General features: G+C 66.3%; 24 protein-coding genes and 1 pseudogene. 18 read left to right on the forward strand and 7 right to left on the reverse strand.

What is annotated here, in order from left to right:
- Positions 1 to 39: 39 nt before the first annotated feature.
- Both JQT59_RS22250 and JQT59_RS22255 read right to left on the reverse strand, forming a co-directional pair.
- Positions 40 to 969 (reverse strand): glycoside hydrolase family 68 protein, encoded by a 930-nt coding sequence (locus JQT59_RS22250; protein ID WP_249353729.1) that lies wholly within the window; start codon positions 967 to 969, stop codon positions 40 to 42.
- Positions 966 to 2,090, reverse strand: coding sequence for a LacI family DNA-binding transcriptional regulator (locus tag JQT59_RS22255; RefSeq protein WP_249353732.1), 1,125 nt, complete (start codon positions 2,088 to 2,090; stop codon positions 966 to 968). The genes JQT59_RS22250 and JQT59_RS22255 overlap by 4 nt, the downstream gene beginning before the upstream one ends.
- A 102-nt stretch (positions 2,091 to 2,192) precedes the next feature.
- Here JQT59_RS22255 and JQT59_RS22260 point away from each other — a divergent pair, with 102 nt between their 5' ends.
- The 5 genes from JQT59_RS22260 to JQT59_RS22280 all read left to right on the forward strand — a co-directional run bounded on the left by JQT59_RS22260 (position 2,193) and on the right by JQT59_RS22280 (position 8,560).
- Complete coding sequence (locus JQT59_RS22260; protein ID WP_213572024.1) at positions 2,193 to 3,542, forward strand: ABC transporter substrate-binding protein; 1,350 nt, start codon at positions 2,193 to 2,195, stop codon at positions 3,540 to 3,542.
- Complete coding sequence (locus JQT59_RS22265; protein WP_213572025.1) at positions 3,539 to 4,486, forward strand: carbohydrate ABC transporter permease; 948 nt, start codon at positions 3,539 to 3,541, stop codon at positions 4,484 to 4,486. Before JQT59_RS22260 ends, JQT59_RS22265 begins: the two co-directional genes overlap by 4 nt.
- A 2-nt stretch (positions 4,487 to 4,488) precedes the next feature.
- Positions 4,489 to 5,313: a carbohydrate ABC transporter permease gene (locus JQT59_RS22270; RefSeq protein WP_213572026.1), complete on the forward strand. Its 825-nt coding sequence runs from the start codon at positions 4,489 to 4,491 to the stop codon at positions 5,311 to 5,313.
- Positions 5,314 to 5,364: 51 nt separating this feature from the next.
- Positions 5,365 to 7,014 carry a glycoside hydrolase family 13 protein gene (locus JQT59_RS22275; protein WP_213572027.1) on the forward strand — a complete coding sequence of 550 codons (1,650 nt, stop codon included), beginning with the start codon at positions 5,365 to 5,367 and terminating at the stop codon, positions 7,012 to 7,014.
- A gap of 1,195 nt (positions 7,015 to 8,209) precedes the next feature.
- The gene (locus JQT59_RS22280; protein WP_213572028.1) at positions 8,210 to 8,560 is read left to right on the forward strand and encodes a hypothetical protein; all 351 of its coding nucleotides are present in this window, start codon (positions 8,210 to 8,212) and stop codon (positions 8,558 to 8,560) included.
- Positions 8,561 to 8,856: 296 nt separating this feature from the next.
- Here JQT59_RS22280 and JQT59_RS22285 read toward each other — a convergent pair whose 3' ends face one another.
- Together JQT59_RS22285 and JQT59_RS37165 are read right to left on the reverse strand one after the other, a co-directional pair.
- Positions 8,857 to 9,297 (reverse strand): SRPBCC family protein, encoded by a 441-nt coding sequence (locus JQT59_RS22285; RefSeq protein ID WP_213572029.1) that lies wholly within the window; start codon positions 9,295 to 9,297, stop codon positions 8,857 to 8,859.
- 229 nt (positions 9,298 to 9,526) lie between these two features.
- Positions 9,527 to 9,772: a hypothetical protein gene (locus JQT59_RS37165; RefSeq protein WP_249353734.1), complete on the reverse strand. Its 246-nt coding sequence runs from the start codon at positions 9,770 to 9,772 to the stop codon at positions 9,527 to 9,529.
- 773 nt (positions 9,773 to 10,545) lie between these two features.
- On the opposite strand from JQT59_RS37165, the gene JQT59_RS22295 reads away from it, so the two are divergent.
- The 11 genes from JQT59_RS22295 to JQT59_RS22345 all read left to right on the forward strand — a co-directional run bounded on the left by JQT59_RS22295 (position 10,546) and on the right by JQT59_RS22345 (position 21,057).
- Entirely contained in the window at positions 10,546 to 10,824 is a 279-nt protein-coding gene (locus JQT59_RS22295; RefSeq protein WP_213572031.1) for a hypothetical protein, read from the forward strand.
- A 429-nt stretch (positions 10,825 to 11,253) separates the two neighbouring features.
- The gene (locus JQT59_RS22300) at positions 11,254 to 11,961 is read left to right on the forward strand and encodes a hypothetical protein (protein ID WP_213572032.1); all 708 of its coding nucleotides are present in this window, start codon (positions 11,254 to 11,256) and stop codon (positions 11,959 to 11,961) included.
- A 94-nt stretch (positions 11,962 to 12,055) separates the two neighbouring features.
- The gene (locus JQT59_RS22305) at positions 12,056 to 13,399 is read left to right on the forward strand and encodes a TIGR03118 family protein (protein WP_213572033.1); all 1,344 of its coding nucleotides are present in this window, start codon (positions 12,056 to 12,058) and stop codon (positions 13,397 to 13,399) included.
- Between the two features lie 12 nt (positions 13,400 to 13,411).
- The gene (locus JQT59_RS22310; protein ID WP_213572034.1) at positions 13,412 to 14,794 is read left to right on the forward strand and encodes a hypothetical protein; all 1,383 of its coding nucleotides are present in this window, start codon (positions 13,412 to 13,414) and stop codon (positions 14,792 to 14,794) included.
- A gap of 199 nt (positions 14,795 to 14,993) precedes the next feature.
- Positions 14,994 to 15,356 carry a cupin domain-containing protein gene (locus JQT59_RS22315; protein WP_109335112.1) on the forward strand — a complete coding sequence of 121 codons (363 nt, stop codon included), beginning with the start codon at positions 14,994 to 14,996 and terminating at the stop codon, positions 15,354 to 15,356.
- Between the two features lie 211 nt (positions 15,357 to 15,567).
- Positions 15,568 to 16,152, forward strand: a complete 585-nt coding sequence (locus JQT59_RS22320; protein WP_213572035.1) for a biotin transporter BioY — start codon at positions 15,568 to 15,570, stop codon at positions 16,150 to 16,152.
- Positions 16,149 to 17,270, forward strand: a complete 1,122-nt coding sequence (locus JQT59_RS22325) for a class I adenylate-forming enzyme family protein (RefSeq protein ID WP_213572036.1) — start codon at positions 16,149 to 16,151, stop codon at positions 17,268 to 17,270. The genes JQT59_RS22320 and JQT59_RS22325 overlap by 4 nt, the downstream gene beginning before the upstream one ends.
- Positions 17,267 to 18,394 carry a thiolase family protein gene (locus JQT59_RS22330; RefSeq protein ID WP_213572037.1) on the forward strand — a complete coding sequence of 376 codons (1,128 nt, stop codon included), beginning with the start codon at positions 17,267 to 17,269 and terminating at the stop codon, positions 18,392 to 18,394. Before JQT59_RS22325 ends, JQT59_RS22330 begins: the two co-directional genes overlap by 4 nt.
- Positions 18,391 to 19,071 (forward strand): energy-coupling factor ABC transporter ATP-binding protein, encoded by a 681-nt coding sequence (locus JQT59_RS22335; protein WP_109330116.1) that lies wholly within the window; start codon positions 18,391 to 18,393, stop codon positions 19,069 to 19,071. Before JQT59_RS22330 ends, JQT59_RS22335 begins: the two co-directional genes overlap by 4 nt.
- A complete protein-coding gene (locus JQT59_RS22340; protein WP_213572038.1) occupies positions 19,068 to 19,670 on the forward strand; it encodes an energy-coupling factor transporter transmembrane component T family protein in 603 nt (200 codons plus the stop codon). The genes JQT59_RS22335 and JQT59_RS22340 overlap by 4 nt, the downstream gene beginning before the upstream one ends.
- On the forward strand, positions 19,663 to 21,057 hold the full coding sequence (locus JQT59_RS22345) for an AMP-binding protein (RefSeq protein ID WP_213572039.1): 1,395 nt from the start codon (positions 19,663 to 19,665) through the stop codon (positions 21,055 to 21,057). The genes JQT59_RS22340 and JQT59_RS22345 overlap by 8 nt, the downstream gene beginning before the upstream one ends.
- 4 nt (positions 21,058 to 21,061) lie before the next feature.
- Here the strand turns inward: JQT59_RS22345 and JQT59_RS22350 are convergent, their stop codons facing one another.
- Together JQT59_RS22350 and JQT59_RS38045 are read right to left on the reverse strand one after the other, a co-directional pair.
- Positions 21,062 to 21,223, reverse strand: a complete 162-nt coding sequence (locus tag JQT59_RS22350) for a hypothetical protein (protein WP_249353736.1) — start codon at positions 21,221 to 21,223, stop codon at positions 21,062 to 21,064.
- Between the two features lie 26 nt (positions 21,224 to 21,249).
- Positions 21,250 to 21,420 (reverse strand): annotated as a pseudogene (locus tag JQT59_RS38045) (acyclic terpene utilization AtuA family protein); the annotation flags it as partial.
- Here JQT59_RS38045 and JQT59_RS38050 point away from each other — a divergent pair.
- The gene (locus tag JQT59_RS38050) at positions 21,337 to 21,726 is read left to right on the forward strand and encodes a LysR substrate-binding domain-containing protein (RefSeq protein ID WP_502939876.1); all 390 of its coding nucleotides are present in this window, start codon (positions 21,337 to 21,339) and stop codon (positions 21,724 to 21,726) included. The pseudogene JQT59_RS38045 and the gene JQT59_RS38050 overlap by 84 nt on opposite strands.
- A 231-nt stretch (positions 21,727 to 21,957) precedes the next feature.
- Positions 21,958 to 23,385 carry a rifampin monooxygenase gene (gene rox, locus JQT59_RS22360; RefSeq protein WP_213572040.1) on the forward strand — a complete coding sequence of 476 codons (1,428 nt, stop codon included), beginning with the start codon at positions 21,958 to 21,960 and terminating at the stop codon, positions 23,383 to 23,385.
- A 236-nt stretch (positions 23,386 to 23,621) separates the two neighbouring features.
- On the opposite strand, the gene JQT59_RS22365 is transcribed toward rox, so the two are convergent.
- On the reverse strand, positions 23,622 to 24,383 hold the full coding sequence (locus JQT59_RS22365) for a MerR family transcriptional regulator (RefSeq protein WP_213572041.1): 762 nt from the start codon (positions 24,381 to 24,383) through the stop codon (positions 23,622 to 23,624).
- Positions 24,384 to 24,387 lie beyond the last annotated feature (4 nt).

Genomic DNA, 24,387 nt, shown 5'->3' on the forward strand with positions numbered 1-24,387 from the left:
TGGGTTGGTGCGCCTGTAGCGCGTGGGGTATGGGTGGTGTCAGGTCGCCGGTGTCGGACTTTCTGTGTCGGTGTGCGGTAAGTAGCTCGAGGACGTGATGGTGCCGAATTGCGGCCCGTCGGTGTTGTCGAATCCCCAGGTCATCCAGTTGCCGTTTCGTGTCCGCCGCATCTGCACCGCGTACAGGTCCGCGGTATCGACATTCGTCGCGTCGGTGACTTTCCACGGTCCGAGCAGGGACTGTCCCTCGGCGATCCAGGTCCCCGCATCGTGCCCCGCGTGAAGGCTGGTGTTCTTGGGTGCGCAGGAAAACAACAAAATCGGCTTCCCGTTGACGGTGTGCGCCTGCAGGACTTCCATCTCGCCGAACCCGGCTGGAGTCGAGAGTGGGGGTTCGATGCGCCAGTGGCTCAGGTCGTCGCTGGTCGCGTGGCCCACGACGGCGCGGCCCTCGGGGTCCCCGACATCGGCCCGGGCGGTGATCAGCATGTGCCACTGACCGGCATGTTCGAAGACATACGGATCGCGCCAGGCTTCGTCCGGCCAGGTGCCCTCGCCGAGGAGTTCGTACCAGCGGCTGTCGGCCTCGAGGACGAGGTCGGGGTCCTTGGTCCAGCTCAGCAAGTCGGTGGAGGTCGCCCGGCCGATGCGTTGTTTGAGGCCGTTCTCGGCCCGGCTCACCCCGGTGTAGAACATGCTCCAGAGCCCGTCCGCGCCGCGGACGACGGAGCCGGTCCAGGTGGCAAGGTCATCGAAGGCCGGGGCATCGGAGGGCGCCAGCGCGTCGGCGGTGAGGGTCCATGCCTCGCCGTCCGGAGACGTCGCGTGACCGATGGTCGCGCGGTAGTGGCGGCGTTCGCGGTCCTGGAGGGCGCGCGAGGCCCGGAGAAAGAACAGGTGGTAATCGGTGCCGTCGTCGGTCATCCAACTGTCCCAGACCCAGTGATCGGGAAGGGCGAGTCGCATCATGTCTCCTTGGGATGCCCGGGAACCGCGGGGCGGCTACCGGAAAGTTCGGGGTGTGGGTCGTCGGAAGAAGCCGCGAGTGACCGAGCGTGATCCGGTGCGGGTCCGGTGCTGCCGCGGACGACGAGTGTTGTCGGTGCGGTGACGGCGGTGGGGGCGTCACCGTCTGGAGTGGGGGCGAGTGTGTCGAGGACGAGTCGGGCGGCGATCTCGCCCTGTTCGCGGACGGATTGGTGCACGGTGGTGAGGTCGGTGAGTGCGGCGAGCGGATGGTCATCGATTCCGACCACGGAGACGTCCTCGGGAATCCGCAAGCCTCGGCGGCGCAGTGTTCGAATCGCTCCGAGGGCGAGTTCGTCGCTGTGCGCGAACACGGCGGTCGGGGGATCCTCCTGGGTGGCCTCGAGGATGTCGGCCATCGCCTCTGCGGCGTTGATGCCGCCCCAGTCGACGTCGCGGACGAGCGCGTGGTCCACAGGGATGCCCGCGGCGGTCAGTGCGTCGACATACGCCTCCGATCGACCGGAACGTGCCGGCCACCCGGGCTGATCGGGATCGTGGGCGGCGATCATGGCGATCCGCCGGTGGCCCAACTCCAGGAGGTGGTCGACGGCGAGCCGCCCGGCGTGGTAGTCGTCGATGCAGACGTAGGGGTAGTCGGCGTTCTGGCCGCCGGCGGCGACGATACCGACGCCCATCAGTGCGAGCCGTTCGCGTTCGCGCTGGTCCACTGGAAACGCGACCACCACGACTGCGTCGACCTTCCGCCGAGCGGGCAACCGGGTGAAGAAGTCCTGGCGATCCTCGGGGCCGCCGACCTGGTACAGCAACAGGTCGAAGTTTGCTGATGCGAGCACCCTCTCGATTCCATTGACCATCTCGCCGAAAAACCAGCGCTCGATGTGGGGAACGACCAACGCCACCCGCCGGGTCGGGCCACCGGCCAGGCGCACCGCGTCCGGGGAGATGACGTAATCGAGGCGGCGGGCGGTGGCGAGAACTTTCGCCTTCGTGGCCGCGGAGACGCCATACGAGTCGTTGAGGGCGCGTGAGGCTGTGGTCAGCGAGACCCCGGCTTCGCGGGCGACGTCACTGAGGCTCAAAGGTGCAGGTCGATCGGACACAAGGCTGATGGTAGCGCGAACGACCTTGATTTCGGAAGCGCTTCCGACATATGCTGCGGAAGCGCTTCCGAAATGTGATGCGCGTCTCAATGCGGAGGAGTTATGGACTCACACCACTCGACCCGGCCCCGGTGGGCGCGCAGGTTCGTCGCCCTAGCGGGCGCCGCGATGCTGCCGACTGTGGTGGCGTGCGCGCCGCCGGGCAGCGGCAACACCGTGACCGCACCGACCGACCCGATACCGGTGAATATCGACCTCGGCACCGACCCGATCGAGTTGACCTTGTACGACGGGGCAGGCTTGAAAAAGATCGATGAGGCGATGATCGCGGCGTTCACCGCACGCCATCCGAACGTGACCATCACGGCGCGCTACGACCCAGACGAGGTTCAGGCCGTCAACGCCCCGCGGGTGCTCGCGTCGGAGAATCCGCCGGACATCGCGCGGATCATCGCGCTGCCCGCCGCGGTGGCCAACCACCAGCTCACCGAACTCGATCCGTGGGCCGACGCCTACGGCTGGAACGAGCTACCGCAGGAGCAGATGGCCATGTACCGCGTCGGTGCGAACGGTGTGCGCGGCACCGGCCCGCAGTACACGATGGCCAGCGGGTTCACCCTGACGGGGCTCTACTACAACAAGGACCTCGCGACCCGCATCGGAATGACCTCACCGCCAACCACCGTCGAGCAATTCGAGCAGGCTCTGGCGTCGGCGAAGACTGCCGGACTGATCCCTGTCATGGCCGGTAACAAGAGCGCGCAGGTCACATTCCTGGTGCAGATGATGCTGAACACCGCCCTCGGCCAGGACACGGTCAACGACTGGGTCTTCAACGCTCCCGGCGCCACCCTCGACACCCCCGGCGGGGTCGACGCGGCTGCGGTCGTTGCCGATTGGGCGGCGAAGGGCTACTTCCCCAGCGACACCAACGGCACCGACGCCACCACCGCCGCCGGACGGTTCGCCGCCGGCGAAGCACTGTTCTACGTCTCCGGGAACTGGGATGCCGCGACCCTGCAGACGAAGATGGGCGAAAACGTTGGCTTCACCCTCCCACCCGCGCCTGCCGGGGCACCCGCCCTTGCCATGTCCGACCCGGTGTCGAACTTCGCGATTCCCGCGGGGTCGGACGACAAGAATGCCGCAGCGGCCTTCCTGAACTTCCTCCGCTCCGACGCCGGCCGGCAGGTCGCGGTCGACGCCGGCTTCGCCCCGTCCGGCACCGGCGAAGTCCCGGCCACCACACCCGGCTCGCTGGGTTCCCAGATCCAGGTGGCCTTCAGCAGGTTGGTCGCCTCCGGCGGTCAGGTGCAGTTCGTCCAGAACGCCACCAACGGCATGTCTGGCACCTGGTTACCGCAGGTCCAGATGCTCGTCGCCGGACGAACGACGCCCGACGAGATGATGGCCGCCGTCCAATCCGCCTACGAGCAGGACCTCCTGAGATGACCTCCACAGCACATACCCCCCAGGCAGCCCCTGCCGGGGCGTTCCCGCACCGTACAGCAACCCGGGCAAGGCGGGGCTCCCACGCCAAACGGGCACTGACCGGATGGCTGTTCGTCCTGCCCGCCGCGACGGTGTACACCGTCTTCGTGCTCCGTCCGCTCCTGACTACCATCTGGTACTCCCTCTACAACTGGGATGGGATATCTGTCGGCAGCTGGGTAGGGCTGGGCAACTACCGCCGCGTACTCACCGACCCGCAACTGCTGTCCTCGATCGGGCACGCGTTCTTCCTCATCGCATTCTTCACCGTCCTCCCGGTGATCGGCGGCCTTCTCGTCGCCGCTCTGCTCCAGGAAATCCGCATCCGCGGCCTCGGAACCCTTACCCGCACCATGCTTTTCCTGCCGCAGATCATCCCTGGCGCGGCCGCGGCCGTTGCCTGGGTATGGATGTTCTCGAGCAACGGCACCGTGAACCAACTGCTCTCCGCCGTCGGTCTGGGCGGACTCACCCGCTCCTGGCTCGGCGACTTCGACTGGGCACTGCCCGCTGTCGGGATCATCGGCACCTGGCTGGGACTCGGCTTCTGCACCATCCTGCTCATGGCGGGCATCGGCAAAATCGACATCTCGATCTACGAAGCCGCCCGGATAGACGGCGCCGGCTTCTTCAGCACCTTCCGATACGTCACTGTTCCCGCCCTCCGGGCCGAAATCGGCGTCTGCGTCACCGTCACCATCATCGCCGCTCTCGCCAGCTTCGACATCGTGTTCATGTCCACCCAGGGCGGACCCGGCTACGCGACCACCGTTCCCGGTGTCCTCGTCTACCAACTCGGTTTCACCGAATCCCGGGTCGGCCTCGCCAGTGCGCTCGCCGTCGTCCTTACCGGGCTGATTCTGCTGGTGATCCTGCCGATCCAGCGATTCTTCAGAGAGAAATGAGCATGAAAACCTCCGTTCGTGAACGCATACCCGGACTTGTTCTGCTGTTCGGCACCATGATCTTCTCGATCCTGCCGTTACTCAGCATGCTGACGGCGGCACTGCAGCCCCAGGGCACCGTCCCACTCGGGCTGTCGTGGCCGGCGAACCCGCAATGGCACAACTTCCTCGACGCCTGGCGCGTCGCCGAGGTGACCCCCCTTCTGGTCTCGAGCATCATCCTCGTCGGCGGCGTGGTCCCGGTCGCAGCTCTGTTCGCCGCCATGGCCGGTTACGCGCTCGGGCAGCTGAAGATCCCCGGCGGCACCGTCGTCTTTCTGCTCCTGCTGCTCGGGTTGACCCTCCCGAAGGAAGCAACGATCGTTCCCCTCTACTACCAGCTGCGCGAGATGAACCTGCTCAATACCCGACTCGGACTCATCCTGGTGCTGATCGGCACGTTCATGCCGTTCGCCGTCTTCTGGATGCGTGCCCATTTCCTGTCGATGCCGAAAGAGCTCACCGAGGCCGCAGACCTCGACGGGGCGGGCCCTTGGCAGGCCTTCCGGCACATCCAAATTCCGCTCGCCGTCCCGGCGCTGGCCTCACTGTGCCTACTGCTGTTCCTGTGGACCTGGAACACCTTCCTCCAAGCCATCGTCCTCATCGACGACCCCAGCAAACGCACCATGGCGGGCGCACTGCAGAACTTCGTCGGCCAATACTCCACCGACGTCGTCCTCCTCAACGCTGGATCGCTATTGATCATGGCACCAACTGTCGTGGTGTTCCTGCTGTTTCAGCGCCACTTCGTCAAGGCGATGATCGCAGGCGCCGTGAAGGGCTGACCGCCTCCGGATTTCGAACGCCCACTTTCACACACACCTTCAGGGGAAACCATGCCCACAACACGTCAGTGGTGGCACGACGCCGTCATCTACCAGGTGTACCTGCGCAGCTTCGCCGACGCCAACGGAGACGGGATCGGAGACATCAAAGGCCTCCAGGACCGCTTGCCCTATCTCGTCGACCTCGGCATCGACGCCGTATGGATCACCCCCTGGTACCGATCACCGATGGCGGACGGCGGCTACGACATCGCCGACTTCCGCGACATCGACCCGCTCTTCGGCACCCTCGACGACGCCGACACCCTGGTAACCGCCGCCCACGCCGCCGGACTCCGCGTCATCATCGACCTTCCCGCCAACCACACCTCCGACATGCACCCCTGGTTCCAGGACGCCCTGCACACCGCTCCCTATTCCCGAGAGCGCGCCCGGTACTTCTTCCGCGACGGGCGCGGCGACGAGGGCGAACTTCCTCCGAACGACTGGATCAGCGCCTTCGGCGGACCGGCATGGACCCGCACCACCAGACCCGACGGACAACCTGGCCAGTGGTACCTGCACCTGTTCGCACCCGAACAACCCGACCTCGACTGGACCAACCCTGAGGTCCGCTCCGAATTCACCGACATCCTGCGGTTCTGGTTCGACCGCGGCGTCGACGGCATGCGCATCGACGCCGTATCGGCCATGGCCAAGGTCCCCGGACTCCCGGACGCGGGCCACCCGCCCGGAGCCCGATTCGAATCCAGCACTTGGGTCGACAACCCACACTGGGACGTCGACGAACTGCACAGCATCCTGCGCGAATTCCGCATCATCGCCGACACATACGGGCCCGACCGCATGTTCGTCGCCGAAGCGATCGTCCGCAGCCCCGAGCGCCTCGCCCGCTACGTGCGCCCGGACGAACTGCACACCGCCTTCAACTTCGACTTTCCCCGAGCGGGCTGGAACCCGGCAGCGCTACGCGAGGCCATCGACCGCAGCCGCAACGCGCTCCGCGAGGTCGGCGCGCCCGCCACCTGGGTGCTGTCGAGCCACGACGAGACCCGCCACCTCACCCGATTCGGACGCGCCGACACCAGCACCTTGCCCATGACCCTGATCGCCGGCACCGACTCCGACCTCGTTCTCGGCACCCGACGCGCCCGCGCCGCAGCACTTCTCATGCTCTCCCTGCCCGGCGGCGCCTACCTCTACCAGGGCGAAGAACTCGGCCTCGAGGAAGTTACCGATCTCCCCGAAGAGCTGCTGCAGGACCCCACCTGGGAACGCTCCGGGCACACCATCCGCGGCCGCGACGGATGCCGGGTCCCGCTGCCGTGGCACGGTGACCTCCCACCCTTCGGATTCAACAACAGCGGGACCCAACCGTGGCTTCCGCAGCCAGACATCTGGAAATCGAAGACGGTTGCCGCCGAATCCAACGACCCCGACTCGATGCTCACCCTCTACCGCACCGCACTTCACTACCGCCGCACCCTGCCCGCCCTACGCGGCGACTGCTTCGCCTGGCTACCCATGCCCACCGATGTCCTCGCCTTCGACCGCGGGCCGTCGTTTCGGTGCGTCGTGAACCTGTCTCGACAACCGCTTGCAATCGATCCGGACACCACCGTCCTGCTCGCCTCCGCCGACCTGACCGATGTCGGCTATCTGCCACCGGACACCGCCGTCTGGCTGCGCACACACCGATAGGGCGGTGACGCGACCACACCACCGAAGAACGTGTCGGGCAGAGACAGCCCGAGACCGGACCAGGAAGGACCCGCGGTGAACCCACACCCCCGACCACACCCATCCACCAACCAGCCCCACGACACGGTGGCCGACAATCGCCATAATCACAGCACGCGCCGCCATCGTCGATGGCCGATCAGCTCAGCGTCACCACCACCGCTCGATCGGGAGGTTGAAGAGATCCTCCGCTTCGCCCGAATCTGGGCGCCATATGGTGGAGCCCCCGCCGAGGAGACATTCCACCACTTCGGCATGTCGACATCACGTTTCGTCGACAAACTGTGGGAAATCCTTCGTGGTCGCCGACGCCGCCCGTATGACGCAGACCAACTCGCCGCCGCCTTTCCGCCGCCCGCCACTCGGACAACGGCACGCCCGGAAAGACATCCCAGACGGTGACGAGCAAACACAAACTGGCACAACGGCATACAACTCGTCGAACTAGGCGCCCTCATTTTGCCCAGCGATCACCTCGACCTTCCAGGGCGGACGGAGACCGCACGTCCCATAGCCACCGGGGCAGCAGCACTTCAGCCACCTCGACGAACCGTTTATCCGACGAAAGGGACCTTCCCGTGATTGTTGTGGCGGATGCGCCGCCAACTCCGCGACTCAACGCCAGTCATCGATCACCTACGTGTCTGTACGGTTGTAGCCGGATTCGTTGGGGACGATGCATCGCCACAACCTGCAGTCCGGTCCGGTAACCGCGGTTGATCATGCGTCCGTAGGCGTAGGTGCGGGGAGGTTCATCCCCGCGTACACCCGATCGGTCAGCGCCCGGCACAACGCCAGGCATTCGGGGCTATCCCGGCGGGGACCGTGGCATACGTCGACGGCGGCGTGCCGCCCGGTCCGGCCACGCGCTTGCCCATCACGGCCGTGAGGAACCGTGGCCAAAAGCCGTACCGGTGATACAACTCCAGATGCTTCGGGCTGTGGGCAAATGTGAAGAGGCCGACATGGCGGGTATCCCACGCCTCGAATCGGCCCATGATCGGGTCCATCAGGTGTCGGCCGACTCTGTGGTCCCATAGATCCACGCTTTTCGTAGGGTGCGCGACGGTCACCCTCGGGTACCTGTCGCAGCTACCGGTTGTGCCGCAGGCTTGCTGCAGCGTCCACATGGCCGCCGAACCTACGGAGCCAACACATGATCCCCACCATCACCGTCCGTACCGCCGCCAACACCTCCTCCTCACGCTGGCGTCGAGTCGCGGCGAGCGCCCTGATCGCCACCGCCGCGACAGTCGGCTCGATGGCCGTGACCGCGCCCGCCGCCCAGGCAGCAACATTCCAGGAAACATGCGTCGCCCATCCCGGGGCATATGCCAGTGGGGCGGTGCTCGGCGTTCACGCGACTAAGAAGGTCGGCAACAACCGGGAAGAATCCTGCAAGGTGTACGACGCATCAAACAGGCTGCTCGGTACCGCGTACCAGACCACTTACGGGTTCTACGGAACGCCGTCGCAGGTAAGACCACCGGCTCAGTCGGCTCGTTGATCAACTGAGCGCGACCGCGACAGCCTTTGGTCGATGTCCGCGACACCCGGGCCGGACACGGGCGCTGTCGGCTGCTGTCAGCGTTCACCACCGCTGAGCTGACCGTCCGAGCTGAGCAATCCGGCCGTATGCCCCTCTCTTCCTCAGTGATTCGTTTTTGCCAAACGCTGAGCGGGCATGTTCACCGAATCCGGGTCGCTGAGACTCGATCCGGAAGCGGATCCGCTTCGTGGGTGTGCCCACCATGATCGGTGCGGGCATCATCCGGTCTGTCGTGCGGTCCGGGCATTTGCGCGCTAGTCTGCTGTGGTTTCGAGAAGGGCCTTGAGATTCCGGAGGTTCGCGGCGAATTCTCGGCGGAGGCTGGCCGCGACCAGCGGGTCACCGAGTTTGAAGAGGCCTTTCTGCTCCATCTGCATGCGGCATGTCAATCGGGTTCCCTCGGCAGTCGTATTGATCAGATACTCCGCCTCGAAACGACTTGGTCCCGAAGCCCCAGTGAAGGTGACCTTCGTGTTCGGTTCATAGTGCACGTACTCGTTCGTCAGCTCGAGCTTCCGCCCCATGAATTTGCGGACAACAACATGCTTGGTACCCACCCCCGGCGGTCCTTCTGTAACTCGGCGGACCTCCGACAGTCCCTCTTGCCATCGGGGAGCGTTGGTCTGGTCCGCTACAAAGGTGAACACTTCGCCGATCGGACGCGCGATAACGATGCTGTCCTCAACCTCGATCATGACGGCCTCCTGTGCGACCTCGCACCGTCGTGACATCAACTGGGCGAGGTGATGATGACCAGTGTCTTGCACCCTACTCGAGGAACCTCGTGGCACGACACCTCGACGAGGGGCACTCGCAAAGGGGAGATATCGAGCAGACTGCCTCGTCGGTGCTGGCCCGGACCGATCTCGTTGATGGCCGGAATCACCAAACTCCGGCCATCAACGTACGGTGCAGTGTGCTGGGTTACTTGACCATCACGCTCCCGGTGAAGAAGAACGGCGCCGCATTACCGAAGCAGAACACGGTGGCATTGCCTTTCGCGAAACCGCTGAGCTTTCCGAGTCCCGCCCCTAACCCACCGGTCTTGAAATTGAAGGCTGAGTCGAACCCGAAACAGGTCGGTACTGCGGTGGCGGTACCCGCCCCGAATACCATCGCCGGAGCGATCACGGCCGACGCCACAGTCGTCGGCACTGCCATCTTCTTCATCGTGCCCACCTGGTCTCGCACATTGCCGACTCTGGGCGAGCGAGTAACGACCCCGAAGTTTCCATCGGGGCGTTCCCAGTCGCATGACATTCTCGAATTTCCCTGTAGACACGAGATCAAACACATATTCACTGTTTCCGGAACCGCGTATTTGCGCGCCTTCAGCTAGTCGGACGTCCAGTAAATCTGGGCGAGTGTTCAAGAAAATTACTTCGAGTGTATTTGCCGAAAGGTGAAACGTCCGGGACTGCTGATGGCGATAGACGCAATAGGTTGGGGATCCACAGAGAACAACGTTCAACAGAAAGAGGTGACCCGATATGGGTTCTGCAGGAATTGACTTCAGTGTGGCTATCGACGCGTTCCTCAAGTTCCTGAGCATCGCGCTCGGGATCGACATCGGCGTGGGCTGACCAGGGATATCGAACGTACCCGAGCGTTTCGGCGCCTCGGAGTCTCCGGGGCGCCGAAACTCGTGTGCCCTAGACATTGCGCGCGTAGCTCGAGGATTGGAATAGCCGCGTACTGAACAAACGCCCATATCAATGGGATGCAAGAGCGGAATGGATTTGGACAACTGATCAATTTATCGAAGCAACCCCAAAGTCGTCGACCGTCGGCCTCAGACCCTCGCGTCGACGGATACTGGTACTCCATTGCTCGAGCGATATCTCACGTAAACGGAACGACCCACAAAAATGATGGGCCGACCGATTGGCTCCGAAATCGCCGACTGTGACGGGCGCCCGAATACGAGGAAGGTCGAGTTCGGTATGAACATGTTTTGGGTGATCGCGGTCCTCGAGGCCACGCTGTTCGTGGTCGCTGTGTCTCTTGCTGCCGCGGTCACCGCGGATGCGATCTCTCGACGCAGGCACGGGTCGGACGGCGTCGAGACTGCGACTGCACGCTCGAAGCCCCCGCTACTGACCATCGAGGTGGTCGACCGCGTTCGGGACTGGCACCGAGTCGCGGTACGGGCATTTGCGGTCTGCATCACTGGCTCTGTTCTCGTGGTCGCGGCCGTCGGGATGCTGCTGATCGTGGGATAAAACTTCTGGCGCATCACGCCGACAGCCGTCGGAATCCGACGGATTGACGCTATTCAGCACGTCGCACTGCACATCATGACTGGTGTGACAGGTGCCACAACTGATTGACTTCGGCGAGCCGAAGATTTCTACTTAGCTCCCACAAACAAAGGGCAGCCTTAGCTACACCTGCGAACCGGTCGGGAGGAGTCGCGTGGCCACATCGGAATACCGTTTCTCGAAGGCGGCGCTACCACACCTGCGACCGGGCCCTTTCGTCGGCAGTCTGATCGTCTTTGCCACTGCAGCGCCCGAGCTTTGCGAGGTCTGACAGGAATCTCCTGACAGACCTTCCCATCACGGATTGGCGTCCGGGGCAGCGAGCGCCGACAACCGCACCCAGCGATGCGCGGGCGCTGTTGCGTAACTTCTCACTAGAACCGGATCCCGATGTACACCACCTCCTACGACCCGGCCGACGAGGCCGAGTCACCCACCGTGATCTCACCGGTCACCCCGATCGCCCCCCGACGGCTCCGCACCGACACTGTCTCTTGGGGACCGCTGCACGGCATGCCCCCGCGCGCACGCAAGCGCCTGCTGCCGATTCCGCCGGGCGAGCCGGCGAAACCGCTGGTACTGCACGATTCGTGGGCGATCGTGGGCGCAGCCGCGGTAGTCGCGTCGGCGGTGGTGGCCGCGTCGGTGTGGGTCTCCACGCATATCGACGTCGACCCAGTCCTCCACACTGCGGCGTTGTTCGTCCACCTCGCATCGCTCGTGCTGGGGTTCGGCGGGGTCCTGATCGCCGACTATCTGGTGCTGGTGTGGATTTCTGGCCGATCCACGCTCGCCGAAGCCATCCGGGGCGCGGAACGACTGCACCTGCCGATCTGGCTCGGTCTCGCCGGTCTCATCGGCAGCGGAGCGTTCCTCGAACCGAACCTGAACTCTGCGCTCACCCAGACGAAAGTCGTCCTGGTGTTGGTGCTGACCGTCAACGGCCTGCAGGCGCTGATTCTGAGTGGCCGCATTGCGCACAGCAACGCCCCGCACCTACCCCCGCAGCTGACCGTGTGGGGCGCGGCGACGGCGATGATTTCGCAGGTCTGCTGGTGGGGCGCCGTCTGGATCGGTTTCTGGAACGCCGAACACTGATCCCACTCTCACTGATCAGCACCTCCACTGATCAGCCCCACTTACCGCTCGATTGCTCTTTCCGCTCACCCCCTTGTAAGAAAGGCACCACTTGATGACCACGTCCTCCTTCCGTAGCGGGGTGGCTTGCGCCGCCCTGCTCGTCACGGCGATAGCCTCGGCGACTGCCTGCGCTCCGGCGCAATCAGCGGACGTGGCGGCACAATCCGGACACGAAAACCGGTACACCACGGCGACGTTGGCTGCGAATGCCGACTCGCACGGTGCGCCCCTCGTGCTCGATGACATGGTCAACGCGTGGGGTCTCGCGATCCGCCCCCAGGGCGCCGGCGGGCACTTCTGGGTCGGCGCCGGCGGCGCCTCGTTCGAGTTCGTGGGTGATGTGACAGCCTCACCCGTCCCGGCGCTGCGCACGTTGCATCAAGACGAAATGCGGAAGGTCACCGTCCCCGGCGCAGACTCCGACACCTCCGACGCCGGTGGCGGGAAGACCACCGGTGTCGTGTTCAATCCCGCGCCCTTGACCTCTGACAGCTTCGTCGTCTCTGGCCAGCCCGTCGAGGTGGACGGCCACCAGCAGATGTTGGCGGGGTCGTCACGGTTTCTGTTCGCGACCGATTCCGGTCGTCTCTCGGCTTGGACCGAGCAGGGCGCCGACGGCCGGATCGTTCGGCACGACGGACCCGCGCTGGAAATGTTCAACGGCGAGCCGCAGGGCATGAACTTCTTCGGTCTGGCCCTCGCCCCGGGCCGCGACGACACCCTGTGGGCGGCCGATTTCGGGGTCGACCCGCAGATCCGGCAGTTCGACAAGACTTGGCATCCGGTCGTGACCGAAGGGTTCGCGAATCCTTTCGCCACGGGAGAGCTGATCGACCCAGCCGACCCGGGCCGGGGAAGGCATGCACGCCCCGGCGATCCGGCGCCGTTCAACATCGTTGCTCTCGGTGACCGCGTTTTCGTCACCTATGCAGTGACCAAGTCCGCCGAGGGATCGCCCGACGCAACAGAATTCGATGCGGGCGAGGAAGATTCGCTCGACGCTGAGCAAGAAGCCGCGTCCGGTGACCGGCCCGATCGGGGCAAGGTCGCCGAGTTCGATGCGGCCGGCACCCTCGTGCGTGTTCTCGACGACGGTGGGCGCCTCAATGCGCCGTGGGGAATCGCCCTCGCACCCGCCGACTTCGGTGATCTCGGCGGCACGATTCTCGTCGGCAACTTCGGCGGTGCCGGCCACATCGCCGCCTTCGACGATGCCACCGGTGCGTTCGTCGACTACGTCCGCGACGAGGCCGGTACGGTTCTCGGCATCGAGGGGCTGTGGGGGTTGCTGTTCGGAAACGGTGAGAGTCTCGGCGACAGCGACTCGCTGTACTACACGGCCGGACCGGCGGACGAGCGGGACGGTATCTTCGGCCGCCTGCGCGCTGCGAACTGAACGGTCTGGACCATGACACGAGGCCTCGGACTGAGCATCGGGTCTGCACGGGCTATCGCAGTGAGCCTGAGCGAAGACGGCACGTCGACGGTGTCGCGTCGCTCCACCTTGACGTTCGGTATCCAGTCGACGGTGCGACTGGGTGACGATCCTGGCGAGGGGGTGGTAGTGGAGTTCGCGCACCGCCCCGGCGAGGTGCTCGTTGCAGGAGACGGCTACCGCTACACGGGGGAGGATCTGATTGCCGCCGCCGCCTACTGCCTCGTGGCCGAGGCGAATCCGCCGGAGGACGTCCCCATTGTGCTCACCACTGCGGCGGCGCACCCTCGAAGCGCCAGGAACACGATTCGAACAGCGTTGGACCGTGCCGGGCTGGGCCGAGTCGGACTGGTCGCCGAACCCGTCGCCGCCGTTGCGTGCCTCGAGTTCGAACGCGGCCCACTCGGTGACGGTCTCGCCCTTGTCTGCAACGTCGACGCCGGCAGCCTGGACCTCACCGTCGTGGCGATCGGCACGGCGTGGAGGTCCGACCCCATCGTCGGGCGTCCGCTGCGGTTCGACGAGCATTGTGCGACACCACCCGTCACCAATGACCAAATTCCGACCCTAGAACTCGTCGCCGACTGTCTATCCATGGCCGAAGTGACCTGCGACGACCTCGACGTCATCGTCGTGTCCGGCGAGTCGGCCGCCGATCCCACAGTGATGCAGTCACTTTCGCAGTTCGGTAGGCCGATCCTCTCCTGTCCCGAGCCTGGCAGCATGGCCGCTCGGGGGGCGGCCGCTCTCGCAGCGGCGTCGTCCATGGACGATGTTCCCGCAGCGACGAGCCTCGGGAACCCGTGGCCCCGGCGGGTAGCGATCGCCTCGGTCGCAGCTGCCGTCGTGCTCGCTATGCCGTTGTTCACCCGGGGATCGGAACGAGATCCAGTCATCACCACCGCGACCAGTGGCGCACCCGGTCTCGGCGTACGGTTGGTCGAGCAGAGTGCACGACCCCACGTGCCGCCCCGGCGCATGACCCGCGACGCACCATCCCCTCCTGCCGCAGTGGAGGAATCCGTGCTGCCGGAACAGGGATTCGCGGCGGTTGTCCCGATCATCGTCCGCGCACCGGTCGCGGTAGTCCCCGCCGCCCTTGCTGCCTCTGCAGACCCCCACCACCCTGACTCCGACAGCACGACCAGCACCGCGGCGGCGGCACCGCCGAGACCGCCAGGGCGTGAATCATCGTTCGGCCCGAAGCCGGCGCCGCATCCAGAGCAGCCGGTCGACCCCGATCCGACCACGCAACAGCCCGAACCCGATCCGACCGCAGCACCGGAAACACCGGAACCCAGCCCCACCGACGAGAGCGAACCGGATGCCGAGACCGCGGCACCGTCGACCCCCTGACACCCACTCGGCGTATGCGAGAAGGCGGAGGCATAGGGCTGCTCCGGGCGGACGCCGCCGCTCGATATTGCGGTGAACCCCGATCGCCGCTCAGAATTGGAAGTGCCAGGAATTCTGCTTTACCTATGGTTCCCTGCGTTTGCCAGGGCGAAGGTCCGTCGCATCGTGGGTGCCGCCACAACGACGTGGGAGGACGATGATGTCCGGTCTCATCCGTAAGAGTCTCGATTCACCCGAGGAAACCCGCCCCTTCGAGGATGACAAGGGCAAACTCGAACTCGTCAACGTCCCTTCCGGCGCTGTGGGTAGGGCCACCTTCCAGCCCGGCTGGCAGTGGTCCAAGCACGTCAAACCGATAGCAAAGACAGACAGCTGTCAAGCGGCTCACATGGGTTATGTCATCTCGGGTCGCATGAAGATCGTCATGGACGACGGCGAGGACATGGAGTTCGGCCCCGGCGATCTCATGGTCTGCCCGCCAGGTCACGACGCGTGGATCCTCGGCGATGAGCCCTGCGTGTTCATCGACTGGACCGGCGTCGCCGATTACGCCAAGCGGTAGCCGACAGCGCCGCTTGTCCGTGATGACGGTCCTCAGGGAAGGTGGGTACACGTAGGCGGCGACATCGCCGACGTCATCGGCTGAGAGGGCCCGCCAGTGGACGACGCGTGCGCCGGGCGTACGCCGAACCGGGTCGGGGGAGCCGGCCGCATCGTTCTCCGCGCCGACCTGCTACCTTGAACGTCGTTCAAGTTCAGCTGGAGGAGTCGTCATGACGGATGTCGGAAGTACTCGGGTGTCGAGGCTGGGTATTTCAGCGCGCGACATGGCGCAGATCGCGGTGTTCGCCGCGCTGATCGCGGCTCTGGGACTGCCCGGCGCCATCACGGTCGGCTTCAGCGGAGTGCCGATCACACTGCAGACACTCGGTGTCATCCTCGCCGGCGCGGTGCTCGGCGCGCGCAAAGGCACAGCCGCCGTCGCGGTCTTCATCGCACTGACCCTGATCGGCCTGCCCCTGCTCTCCGGTGGCCGCACCGGACTGACCGCACTCGCGGGCCCCAGCGCCGGATACCTCGTCGGCTGGATTCCCGCGACGCTGGTTATCGGCCTGCTCACCGCCCGGATCCTTCCGAAGTATCCGATCGCGCTCGGCCTTCTGATCAACGCCCTCGGTGGGATCGTCGTCATCTACGTCTTCGGCACCGTCGGACTCCTGCTCCGCACCGATCTGGGTGTCGGCGCCGCGATCACCACCAACTTCGCCTTCGTCCCCGGTGACCTGCTCAAGGTCGTCGTCGCGACCGTGGTCGCCAAGAGCGTGCATCGCGCATACCCCGGCCTCATCCGTACGTGAGTTTTGAACTCGGCGGCTCCGGCGAACAGCCAGCTCTCGACTTCCAGGACCGCACCTACACCTACGCCGAACTCGACGGTGCCATCGACCGATGGATCCTCGAGCACGGCCCGGGTACGCCTGCCTACGACGCGTCGACGCTGCCGGTCCCGGATGCGCTGATCTGCGTGTGCGCGGCGGCGCGGCAGGGGAGTGCGGTGATCGTCGAGGACCCCGAGGCGCGTCCGGACCGCTCGGTTATTCCACCGTCCGCTTTTCTGCTGGTCGCGACGTCCGGCTCCACCGGCAGGCCGCGTCCGCTCGCGCGCACCGCGGCATCCTGGTTCGACAGCTTCCCGGCATTCACCACGATCACCGGCATCGACGCGACCGACCATGTGCTGCTCACCGGCCCATTGCACGCCACGATGCACCTGTTCGGCGCAGTGCACGCACTCTGGCGAGGTGCGTGCGTCACCGACGACCCGTCCCGGGCGACGGTGGTGCACGCTGTCCCCGCCGTCCTGCGGGACGTGGTCCGGAAGGCGCCGAAACTCCGCACGGCGATCGTCGCCGGCACCGCCCTGGACGACGGCGCCCGCGCGGTGGCGGACGGCATCGACATCGTCGAGTACTACGGCGCCGCGGAACTGTCCCTTGTTGCGGCGCGCCGGGTGCCCGAACCGCTCCGGCTGCTGGATGGCGTCGACGCCGACATCCGCGACGGTCTGCTGTATGTCCGGTCGCCGTACAGCGTGATCGGAGTCCCGGAATGGTTCGGCGTCGGTGATCTGGCCGAACTCGGCGACAACGGTGAGCTGACGGTGCGCGGCCGGGGCGAATCCGCGATCAACGTGGGCGGCACCACGGTGGTCGCCGAGGATGTCGAGCGCATCCTCGAGACGCTCGACGGTGTCGCGGCGGCCGCCGTCGTCGGATCGCCGCATTCGGTGCTCGGCGAGACCGTCACCGCCGTGGTGGAACTCGACGGCACCGCGGAGATCGGGGAGATCCGTTCCCGCGCGCGCCGCACGCTGACGAAGGAAGCGCTACCCCGCCGCTGGGTGCCGATCGAGTCGATGCCGCGGACCGCCAGTGGCAAGGTCGCCCGAGGTCGAGTGAGAGACTGGCTGGCATGAGCTCTGTCCCAGTTCTGGTGGCGCCGCGTCGGACGCCGATCGGCAATGCCGGGCACGGGTTCGCCGATCTGACCACCACGGACCTGGCGGCCCCGGTGCTCCGCGAGGTTCTGGCGGCGCTGCGGGCGTCGGGCATCGATGCCGAGGTCGACGATGTCGTCCTCGGTAACTGCCTCGGGCCGGGCGGTGACCCGGCCCGGGTCGCGGCGCTGCAGGCGGGGATGGGTGTGGAAGTACCCGGAGTTACCGTCGACCGGCAATGCGGTTCCGGCCTCGACGCGGTGATGCAGGCAGCGCTCCGTGTGCGCAGCGGCGCCGACGAGCTGATCCTGGCGGGAGGCGTCGAATCGGCGAGCACGGCGCCGTGGCGGTTCTGGCCGCCGGTGTCGGGCGCCGATCCGGTGCGCTACACCCGTGCTCCCTTTGCGCCGCACGGCTTTCCCGACCCCGACATGGGCGTCGCTGCCGACGATCTCGCGCGGATTCGCGGCATCAGCCGTGAACGGCAGGACGCGTACGCGGCGCGTTCCCACACGCTTGCGGCCGCCGCCGACTTCTCCGCGGAAATCGTCCCGATCGGTGACATCGTGCGGGACCAGCGTATTCGCGCAGGCATGACCGAGACCAGGCTCGCGCGGCTGCGCCCCAGTTTCAGTCCCGGCGGAACGGCCACGGCGGGCAACTCCTGCGGCATCTCGGACGGCGCCGCCGTGCTGGCGGTGACGACCGAGTCCCTGGCCGCCGGACTGCCTGCCCTGCGAATCCTCGGATCCGCCGTCGCGGGATCGGACCCGGCGCTGCCCGGACTCGGACCGGTTCCCGCGATCCGCAAACTCCTGAAGAGAACTGGATATGATGTGGCGGATCTGGGCATCGTCGAGATCACCGAGGCCTTCGCATCGGTGGTGCTGGCGGTGTCGGACGAACTCGGCCTGGACGAGTCGGTGATCTGCCCTCAGGGCGGCGCCATCGCCATGGGACATCCGTGGGGCGCGTCAGGTGCGATCCTGTTGGTGCGCTTGGCAAGTCAGATGCTGCGCGAGGACGGACCCGCGCTCGGGCTCGCGGCCTGCGCCATCGGCGGCGGGCAGGGCATCGCGATGCTCGTGGAGCGTGTGTCGTGAGTGAGATCGTCTTCGATTCGGTGACCCACGCCTTCGGGGACCGCCCGGTGCTGCGCGGCGTCGACCTGCGTTTCTCCGAGCGCCGGGTCGGCATCATCGGTTCCAACGGTTCCGGCAAGTCGACGCTGGCACGGATGATCAACGGGTTGCTGAAGCCCACCTCCGGCACCGTCACGGTCGACGGTGTCGACGCCGCCAAAAAGGGCGCCCAGGTGCGACGCAAGGTCGGGTTCGTGTTCACCGACCCCGACACTCAGATCGTCATGCCCACGGTGTCCGAGGACTTGGCGTTCTCGCTGCGCCGCTCCGGTCTGAGCAAACAGGAGATCGCCGGCCGCGTCGAGGAAATCCTGGTGCGGTTCCGGCTCGACCAGCACGCCGACCACCCCGCGCACCTGCTCTCCGGGGGTCAGAAGCAGCTGCTCGCCATCGGCGCCGTCCTCATCCGCAGGCCCGAGGTGGTCATCGCCGACGAGCCGACGACGCTGCTGGATCTGCGGAACGCGCGCGTCGTCTCCGAAGCACTCGATTCGATGGACCAGCAGGTGATCGTCGTGACCCACCAACTGGCGCTGCTGGAGAGTTTCGAACGGGTCATCGTCATCGACGACGGTCTCGTCGCATTCGACGGCAGCCCGGACGACGCCGTCCCCGCGTATCGGCAGTTGGTCGAATGATCGGCCTGTACCGCCCGGGCGACTCACTCCTGCACAGGATGCCCGCAGGGCTGAAACTGCTGCTGTTGATCGCGTCGATCGTCACGGCCACAGTGTTCGTGCGCACCCCGCTCGAGGTCGCCGTCGTCGTCCTGGTGGTGGGTTTGCTGTTCGCGGTGGCCTCCATTCCGTGGCGGGTAGCCGTGGCGCAGTTGCGTCCGGTGGTGTGGATGTTGGTGATCATTGCCATCTTTCAGGTGCTGATCACGTCGCCCGCGCGGGCGGTCGTCGTGTGCGGGGTGCTGCTGATCTCGGTGGCGCTCGCCGCGTTGGTCACGCTCACCACCCGGGTCACAGACATGCTCGACACGGTGTCGCGCGCACTCGGGCCGTTGCGGAGGTTCGGGGTCGACCCGGACCGGATCGGGCTCCTGCTCGCGTTGGCGATCCGGTGTATCCCGCTGCTGACGGGGATCGTGCAGGAGGTGGCACAGGCGCGGAAGGCACGCGGGTTGCAATGGTCGATGACAGCGCTGGCCACACCGGTTCTGGTGCGTGCACTCCGGACCGCGGATGCGATGGGCGACGCCCTCGTCGCACGGGGAGTCGACGATGACTGAACTGCTCGCCGAGCGTGTCGCCAGGCGGGCAGCCGAGAACCCGGAGACGACAGCGGTCGTGTCCGCACGCGAGACCGTCGACTACCGCCGGTTCTGGTCGCGGGTCACGCGCACCGCCGCCGGGCTCGACGGCATGAACCGTGTGGCGGTGCTGCCAACGTCGGATGTGGGGTCGCTAGTCGCAGTGACGGCGGCGATGCACGCGGGAGTCAGCGTCGTGCTGTTGCACCGACACCTCCTGCCCGCGCAGCTGACGCGGGTGCTCGAGCTTTCGAAACCCGGTGCCGTGGTGGCCGCGTCGCACCAGCACGCCAGGTTGCGGAGACTGGGATTCGACGGGACCGTCGAGACGGCGGAGAGCCTCGAATCCGACGGCGTCGCGGACCGGGCGCGTCCCGACACCGAACTGCTGGTCGGCATCACGTCCGGCACCACCGGTGAGCCGAAGCTGTTCGTGCGCAACCAGCGATCGTGGGCCACCACCCTCGACCGCTCGGACGCGACCTTCGACATCGGTCGCGGGGATCGTGTGGCGGTGCCCGGAGTCCTCGACCACACCCATTTCCTGTACGGCGCGCTGCACGGCCTCACTCGCGGGGCGACGGTGGATCTGCGCCCGGTCACGCACTCGCTGCGCGACGCGGCGACACATCTGTACTCGGTACCCACCATTGCGTGGGATGTGGTGCGGTCGGGGGTCGGTCCGGTCGGCAGCGTCCGCGAGGTGCTGTCGTCGGCGGCCCGGTGGCCGCGCACCGGGCGTCAGGCATTGCAGGAAGTGCTGCCCAACGCATCGCTCGTGCACTTCTACGGCGCCTCCGAACTGAGCTTCGTATCGTTCGACCGGGGTCTCGGCGCCTCCGACGAGCATGCGGCAGGCGAACTATTCGACGGCGTCGACGCCGAAATTCGCGAGGGCCTCGTTCACGTGCGCAGCGACATGCTGTTCGACGGCTACCTCACAGAGGACGGCGTGGTGAACGGCCCCGCAGACGGGTGGATGACGGTGGGGGACCGCGGCCGCGTGGCAGGCAACAGCCTGCAGTTGTTCGGCCGGGACAGCGACACGGTGATCCGGGCGGGACTCAATGTGGAACCCGCCGCCGTCGAGGCGGCGTTGACCGCGCTTCCCGGGATCTCGGAGGCTGCGTGCATCGGAGTACCGGACAGCCGGATGGGCGAGGCGCCGGCCGCCGCGATCGTGGTGGACGGCAACGGGCCGAGTTCCACCGAGATCTGGCGGCATCTGCGCGCCACGTTACCCAGCCCCAGCATGCCGGTTCAGGTTCTCGCGGTCGACAGTTTGCCGCGCACACCGCGCGGCAAGCTCGATCGGCGGGCGCTCGCCGCCACCCTGGCGGCCTCTCGGAACCGGAATCCCGCGTAGCCGTTCAGATTTCAAGGTTCAACAGGTGGTAGCCCAGCGTCTTGCCGTGTCCGGCGAGCGCCGGTGAGCCCGTGACCCCGCGGCCGAGGACGCCGGGCAACTCGAACACCATCGCCATGAGGTTTCGGCTGACAGGTGCGCCGGGCCGGTCCGGTGACCAGCTCACCGTAGCGGGCGGCGACGACGTCCTCGGTCGTGGGCAGTGGTGTCCGTGTCGAGTCCGCGGAAAGCAGCACCGGCGCCGATGTATTCGACGGAGACGGAGCCCTCGGCGAAACCGTGTACCTCGACGAGACGTTCGGTGACGATGTCCGCGGCAAGCTGGGCACGGGGGTAGGCGCGTGGTCCCGCATAACTGAGCCGTTCATCGCGTTCGGACCCGAGAGCAGCATCGCGGCGCCCGTCCGCCGGGCCGTCGAGGACGCACGCATCGAACTCGGACCTGTCATGCAGGCGCAGAACATCGGCGCGGTAGCGGGATTGGCGGCGGCCGGGCTCGGCGTCACCGCGGTACCCGACCCCGTACTTCCCATGATCTCGTTCGCCGGTCTCGTCCACATACCGCTGCAGCCGACGGTCGAACGCACCATTTCACTCGTCCAGGTCGCCGGTCGACCCCAAACAGCGAGTACCCGCAGTTTCGTGACCATGCTTCTCGCCGACGTATGACCGACTCGACGTCCGGCATCCGCACCGGCTGTACACATGAGAACGGCAAGGAGTAGTTCACTCCTTGCCACTTCCAACATATAGCGCACAGGGGGCCTTGTGGCAAGACCCGGGTAGTGCTGCAGAATCTCCGGTCGAAGCCGCAACCTGCGGAAATCGTGAAGGGTGTGCACTTGTGTGCACGAGCGGAGCGGCCGGCTTCGAAACCACTGTGGCGACTGGGGGAGTGTCATGTTCGACGTCATCATTGCCGGGGGCGGCCCGACCGGGTTGATGCTGGCCTGCGAGTTGCGGCTGCAGGGCGTACACGTGCTCGTGCTGGAGAAGGAGGAGGAGCCGACCAGACATGTTCGGTCGCTCGGTCTGCATGTGCGCAGCATCGAGGTTATGGATCAGCGCGGTCTGCTGGAACGGTTTCTCGCGCACGGCAAGCAGTATCCGCTCAGCGGCTTCTTCGCCGGCATCACCAAGCCGCAACCCGACCGGCTCGACACCGCACATCCGTATGTCCTGGGCATCCCGCAGCCCGTCACCGAACGCCTGCTGACCGAGCACGCCACGGAACTCGGCACCCCGATCCGCCGCGGCAGCGAACTGGTCGGGCTGAGCCAGGACGAGCACCGGGTGACCATCGAGCTGGCCGACGGTACGCAGCTGCGCTCGCGCTACCTCGTCGGCTGCGACGGTGGCCGCAGCACGGTGCGCAAGCTGCTCGGGGTCGGCTTCCCCGGCGAGCCTACGAGGGTCGAGTCGCTGCTGGGCGAAATGGAGGTCACCGCTCCGCCGGAGGCACTGGACGCCGTGGTCGCCGAGGTCCGCAAGACCCACAAGAATTTCGGCGCCGGTCCCACCGGGGACGGGGTGTACCGCGTCGTCGTGCCCGCCGAGGGGGTGGCCGAAGACCGGTCGGTCCCGCCGACCCTCGAGGAATTCAAGCAACAGCTCCGCGTGTTCGCCGGCACCGACTTCGGTGTGCATTCACCGCGGTGGCTGTCCCGCTTCGGTGATGCCACCCGGCTGGCCGAACGCTATCTGGTCGGCCGGGTACTGCTGGCCGGCGACGCGGCGCACGTCCACCCGCCGCTGGGCGGGCAGGGTCTCAACCTCGGCGTCCTGGACGCGTTCAATCTGGGTTGGAAGCTGGCCGCCGAGGTGGGCGGCTGGGCTCCGCAGGGGCTGCTGGACAGTTACCAGAGCGAGCGGCACCCGGTAGCCGCCGACGTGCTGAACAACACCCGCGTGCAGTCGGAACTGATGTCCACCGAGCCGGGTCCGCGGGCCGTTCGCAGGTTGCTGTCGGAACTGATGGACATCGACGAGGTGAACCGGTACCTGACCGAGAAGGTCACCGCGATCGGGGTTCGCTACGACTTCGGCGAGGGGCACCCACTGCTCGGCCGGCGGTTGCGGGACATTCAGCTGACGCGGGGGCGCCTCTACGCGCTCATGCACGGCGGCCGCGGACTCCTCCTCGACCAGACGGGCCGGCTCTCGGTGGCCGGCTGGGCCGACCGGGTCGACCACGTCGTCGATGTCAGCGAGGAACTCGACGTGCCCGCCGTGCTGCTGCGGCCGGACGGCCACGTGGCGTGGGCAGGCGATGATGAGCAGGACATGCTCAGTCGGTTGCCCCAGTGGTTCGGCGCTGCCGCCGGCTGAGCGCCGAACTCTTCGCGTGCGTCCGACACGCCGGTTCGAGTCGGGTCGTGAGCGCATCGGCGGGCACATGTCGTGCAGTCGTGCACAATGGCGACGTCCGGATAGTGGATGCGAGCAGGGGGTGTCGACGATGTGGGAGTTGCCGATCGAAGGTGGGATTCCGTGGTTGGTATGGATCCTCGACCTACTGGTCAACGGTTCCTGACCAACCGAAAAGTCCGGTGGTCGTCGGGTCGTCAGCCGGCGCGGTCGGCGTTCGCCAGTATCGCGTCGTGAACGTAGTGCGCGAACCCGGGTGCCATCTCGTTCCAGTGCGCGGCCGCCGCCGGGTCGGAAAGGTAGAGCGCAGCCACGTCCCGGTGCTGTCGGTGGGTGCAGTCGAAGAACCACCGTGCGATGTGGGCACGGTGGTTTTCGGCCGCCTGCATCGCGACTGCGCCGGTGGCCGGCTCACCCGCGGCTATTGCGTCGACGAATTCCTGGATGTTGGCATCTGCGTCTGCCTTGATCGCCACCCAGTCGTCCTTGGTGTAGGCGACGGTTCGCCGCGGTAGTTCCTGGTTCCGCTTCGACTCGGCCCACCGCTGCTCGGCCTCGCGCAGTCGTTCACCGAAACTGTCGGTGCTGAAGATGGCGAGCTGCTCTTCCGGGGACAGTGCCACCCCCATGTGGCGAGCGCGCATTTCCTTTCCGATGGCGTCGAGCAATTCCTCGGTGCGTGCCTGACGCTGCCGCAGGAGACGGTGCTGTCGGCGGAGGTGATCGTCGACGCGGGCGTGGGGCGCGGCCAGCATGTCGGCGATCTCGTCGAGCCCGAACTCCAGCTCTCGATAGAAGAGTATGTGCCGCAGACGCTGCACGTCGTCGGGGGAGTACACGCGGTGGTTGGCCGCGCTGCGCCCGTGCGGCTTCAGCAGGCCGATGCTGTCGTAATGATGGAGGGTACGGACGGAAATGCCCGACAGCGCCGCCAGTTGCCCGACTGTGTACCCGTCCATCTCG

This window comes from Rhodococcus sp. USK13 (genome assembly GCF_018343855.1).
GTDB lineage: Bacteria > Actinomycetota > Actinomycetes > Mycobacteriales > Mycobacteriaceae > Rhodococcus_F > Rhodococcus_F oxybenzonivorans.